At 22.9% G+C, this 4,102-nt stretch carries 5 protein-coding genes; all 5 read left to right on the top strand.

Going from position 1 to position 4,102, the window contains the following annotated elements; translation table 4 throughout:
- The first annotated feature begins 374 nt into the window (after positions 1 to 374).
- The 5 genes from EHU54_RS04835 to EHU54_RS04815 all read left to right on the top strand — a co-directional run bounded on the left by EHU54_RS04835 (position 375) and on the right by EHU54_RS04815 (position 3,767).
- Positions 375 to 518, top strand: coding sequence for a lipoprotein (locus EHU54_RS04835; protein WP_400249231.1), 144 nt, complete (start codon positions 375 to 377; stop codon positions 516 to 518).
- A complete protein-coding gene (locus EHU54_RS04830) occupies positions 506 to 643 on the top strand; it encodes a hypothetical protein (RefSeq protein WP_400249230.1) in 138 nt (45 codons plus the stop codon). The genes EHU54_RS04835 and EHU54_RS04830 overlap by 13 nt, the downstream gene beginning before the upstream one ends.
- A 44-nt stretch (positions 644 to 687) precedes the next feature.
- Positions 688 to 1,365, top strand: coding sequence for a hypothetical protein (locus EHU54_RS04825; protein ID WP_400249228.1), 678 nt, complete (start codon positions 688 to 690; stop codon positions 1,363 to 1,365).
- A 92-nt stretch (positions 1,366 to 1,457) separates the two neighbouring features.
- Positions 1,458 to 1,949, top strand: coding sequence for a hypothetical protein (locus tag EHU54_RS04820; RefSeq protein ID WP_400249227.1), 492 nt, complete (start codon positions 1,458 to 1,460; stop codon positions 1,947 to 1,949).
- A 267-nt stretch (positions 1,950 to 2,216) separates the two neighbouring features.
- Complete coding sequence (locus tag EHU54_RS04815) at positions 2,217 to 3,767, top strand: hypothetical protein (protein ID WP_400249226.1); 1,551 nt, start codon at positions 2,217 to 2,219, stop codon at positions 3,765 to 3,767.
- Positions 3,768 to 4,102 lie beyond the last annotated feature (335 nt).

Genomic DNA, 4,102 nt, shown 5'->3' with positions numbered 1-4,102 from the left:
TCATTAATAAAATCAAATTTATCAAATTTCATAATTTTAGATTCCTATAATTTCTATTTTAAATATATTTTATAGGAATTTTAAAATAACTAGGTTATGCAAGAAGTATAATATTGTTTTAAAAATAATTGATAATGTTTTTCTTAACCAAAAGATAAATAATAATTATTATTGTTTATTATTAAATTATAATGTTAGGAGAAACATTTTTTATATGAAAATAGCATTACATTTTAATAATATGATTTCTTAATCTCTTTTATTTGCAAGATAAATTCTATCTTGCAAATAATTTGTTAAGGGCATGAATGTGTTTTTTTTATTCAATATAATAATAAGTAATAAGTATCTTATTGGAAGAAGGTGGCATATTGATGAAACGGTTATTAACCATTTTTAGTGCTTTTGTGTTAGGCAGTGGTAGTGTGTTTGGGGTGGTTAGTTGTAGGCCACGGATAAAAGAAGATAATAAAAATAAACTAGATATTATAGAGACCTTGACCATATGAATGATATAAAAAAGGAAGCAAAACAACATTTTAATAGTTGATGAGAAGAACATACAACGATTGATATTAATGCTGTTCGTGGACAAGAAACATCATTTAATGCATTAGTTTCAATATTAAAAGAAAAAAATTAACTTTACTTGGCGAAGAAGTTCAAGAGTGGCGTTTTCTGGCGTGATTGTTTACTGAGTTTATTAATGAATTTAATAATTTTAATCATTCATTAGCAATCAAATATTCAAATTATTATCATACCTCAAAACCATTGGTATTATCTGAAAATGATAGTTCTTTTAACTTAACAAATATTAATTTTGATAACTTAGCAAAATTCATACCACTTTCTTCTAAAAATGTATTAGCACTAACAGTTAAATTTAATATTATGTATGAAGTTAAATTTAAGGAGTTGCAAGTTCGTGATTCAATTAGTGGTTTAATTGTTGTAAGTAATGACTTAGTAGCTGTAAAACATATGCAAGCAGATCTTAAAGATTATTTTGTTACTTTTATTGATATTCTTTTTGCTAAGCAAAATTATAGTATGGTTGATAGACACAATAGTGATTTTAATGATGTAGCAAATGTGCCTGATGCTGTTTGAAATATTATTCGTACCGAATTAAATCGCCTTAATATTACATTCTTTTCTAAAGTTGTTCCATATGGTAATTTACCGTCTTTATATAAGTTAACTGATAATATTTCAAAACAGTATGCATCTGTTTTATTATGAGCAGGTGAAGGTTATAAGCCAGATAAATTAACATGACAAAATTTCTTGTATTTTTTCAAAGAGTACAATTTCCTAATGGACTTATTTCTGAAGAAAAATATTATGTTAAAGCAAATATAGCATCTTTAAATTCATGCGATTTTATGATTGAAAATTTACCTTTACAAAATGACAAATCTTAAATAGTTTTAAAAAAACCATTTAAGATTTTAATGGAAAAAGAACCAGTTGATCAAAAATTAACACAATTTTCTCAATTAATAATAGATTTTTGGCATTATTATAAATTAGAAACATTCAATGATAAGCTTGTTTTTCATATGTCACAAGTAAATTTCAATGCGTTAAAACAAACAATTGATTCTTTTGCTTCAGAAAGATTAGAATTTTTAAATATTGAGTTAATTTTTAGTTCTATTTTTGACTATTTCAATAAGAGAAGAACTGCAACTATAATTGCTGATACTCATTTTTCAATATGATTACCAGAACTTCATACATTTAATTTAGTTAAAAAATCAAATTCAATTATTATCGAATGATTTAGAAAAAAGGTTGAAAACGTTGAGAATTTACAAATTAAAATAAATTTTGGTTATAATAATTTTGGATATTCTTTTGTTCCACGTCTTTCAATTAAGGATAATAATATTCATACTGGAGAATATTTACGATTAGATACATTTGAATTTAAGATTGAATAATTAGATATAAACAATAAATATAATAATATATGTTATAAGATGAATTAAAAAATCAACTAATTTTAAATATGCAAAGAAAAGTTTTTATAAAAAATGAAATTTATTTCGGATTGAGTTATGCTAAAGATGGCCTAACTCAATTTTTTTAATTTACTTTGTGGTTCTAATTTCATTATAAAATTTAATATATTGTGGAACTATTTTATATATTTAGTATGATATAATATTTTTATGTAGTATAGGTTATACAAGGTAGGTGGCAAATAGATGAAAAGGTTATTAACTATTTTTAGTATTTTTAGTATAGGCGGAAGTCTTAGTTTAACAACTATTAGTTGTTCAATGCATGAAAAGAATTTTGATGATAACAAAATAATAACTTTAAATCAAGATCTTGAAACTATTAACACAATTCTAGAACAAGCAAAAAAAAGACTTCAATCTTGATGAGAAACAAAAACCAACATTGATATGAATAGTTATCCTAATGAAATGTCTATATTTCAGGAATTTCTTATAAAGTTGCAAAAAAATAACGAACTAATGTTAGTTGGTGATGAAATTTATCAGTGAAATTTCTTAAAGCAACTAATTATTGATTTCAAAAAAGAACTTAATATTATTAACCAGGAAATTATTAAGCAATATGCAAACTATTATTATGATATCTTGCCATTATCATTAAATGAGAAAAATATTCGTCTTACTTTAAAATTGGTAAATTTTGATAACTTAGCAAGAATGATGGCAAGTAAAAAGCAAACTATAAAAGGTATTACCATTAAATTTAATATTCCCTATGAAGTAAGTTTTAAAGAATTACAAGTACCTGATTCAATTAGTAGCTTAGTTGTTGCTAGTAATAACATTTTAGTACTAAGTAATATACAACAAAAAATGGCAAATTATTTTGTTACTTTTATTGATGATCTTTTTGGTAAGTATAAATATCAGATTATTGAAAAGTTAAAACGTAATTTTAATAATATTGATCAATCAAACACAATTTGACAAATAATTACGGAAAAATTACGTTCAAGAAAGATTAATTTTGTTGCCAATGATCATACATTAATTTTTAATACTTTTTATAGTATTGATGCTCCAACTTGAAATTTTAAAAAAGAAGAAGATTCTGTGTTGGCGTGAGCGGGTGAAGGGTATGACCCAACAAAATTGACTCCAGAAAACTTTTTAAAATTTTATGAGCAAAAATATATTAAAAATAAAGTTCAAATTAAAAATAATTATTATGTTAGAGCGAATATAACATCTTTTATTCCAAATGATTTTATGATTGAAAATTTACCATTTAATAATAAAACTAATGCAATAACATTAAAAACACCAATTAAAGTTTTAACATCGAAACAATATATTGATAATCAATTATTTGATTTTGCTAAAAAAATAATGGATTTTTGACATTATTATAAAATTGAAACTTATAGTAATAAAATTGTCTTTAATGTAACCAAAGCAGATTTTACTATGTTATCTGAAAAAATTAGTAATTTTCAACCAAGTGCTTCTTTTTTTACTAATATAGGTGCTATTTTTCGTTATCTTTCCGACAAACATGATTTAAAATTAGTTTTAAATTCAATAACTAGTAATGGCTGAATGCATTTAGAAAATTATCAAAATTCATTTGTTTTTAATTTCTTTTGAAGACCAGATACGCACAATTGTTATCCACAACTTGTTTTAAGTTTTGCTTATAATTCATTTTCATATGGTTTGTTTATTAATCCTGTTCCTGTAAATAATAAAACAGGTTATGTTTTTTTACAGACAATTGAATTTAAAATTGTTTAAAATTGTTAAGACAACTAGAACGAATTTGAATTTATCAAGTTTTAATTTATCATTAAGTTTATGTTATAGGGTCTTTAATTGCTGCTGCAAAACAAAAAAAAGAATGTGTCAATTATTAAAAAATCAATACTTTTTGAACATTCCAAAATAAAGTAAACATAAAAAATTATGTTAAAACTTTATTAAAAAGATGTTCTTTTTATATGAAAAAACAAGCGACAAAGAATTTAAATTAAATGTTATTCATTAGACTTCTTGCATAACCTATTAAAATAATTATAAATATTTTTAAAAAGATACTAATAGCAAATTATAATTTTAATTAATTATGTCTT

This window comes from Spiroplasma sp. ald, assembly GCF_044714355.1.
Taxonomy (GTDB): domain Bacteria; phylum Bacillota_I; class Bacilli_A; order Mycoplasmatales; family Mycoplasmataceae; genus Spiroplasma; species Spiroplasma phoeniceum.
The sequence above is the reverse complement of the archived record's forward strand: the minus strand, read 5'-3'. Positions and strand labels throughout refer to the sequence as shown.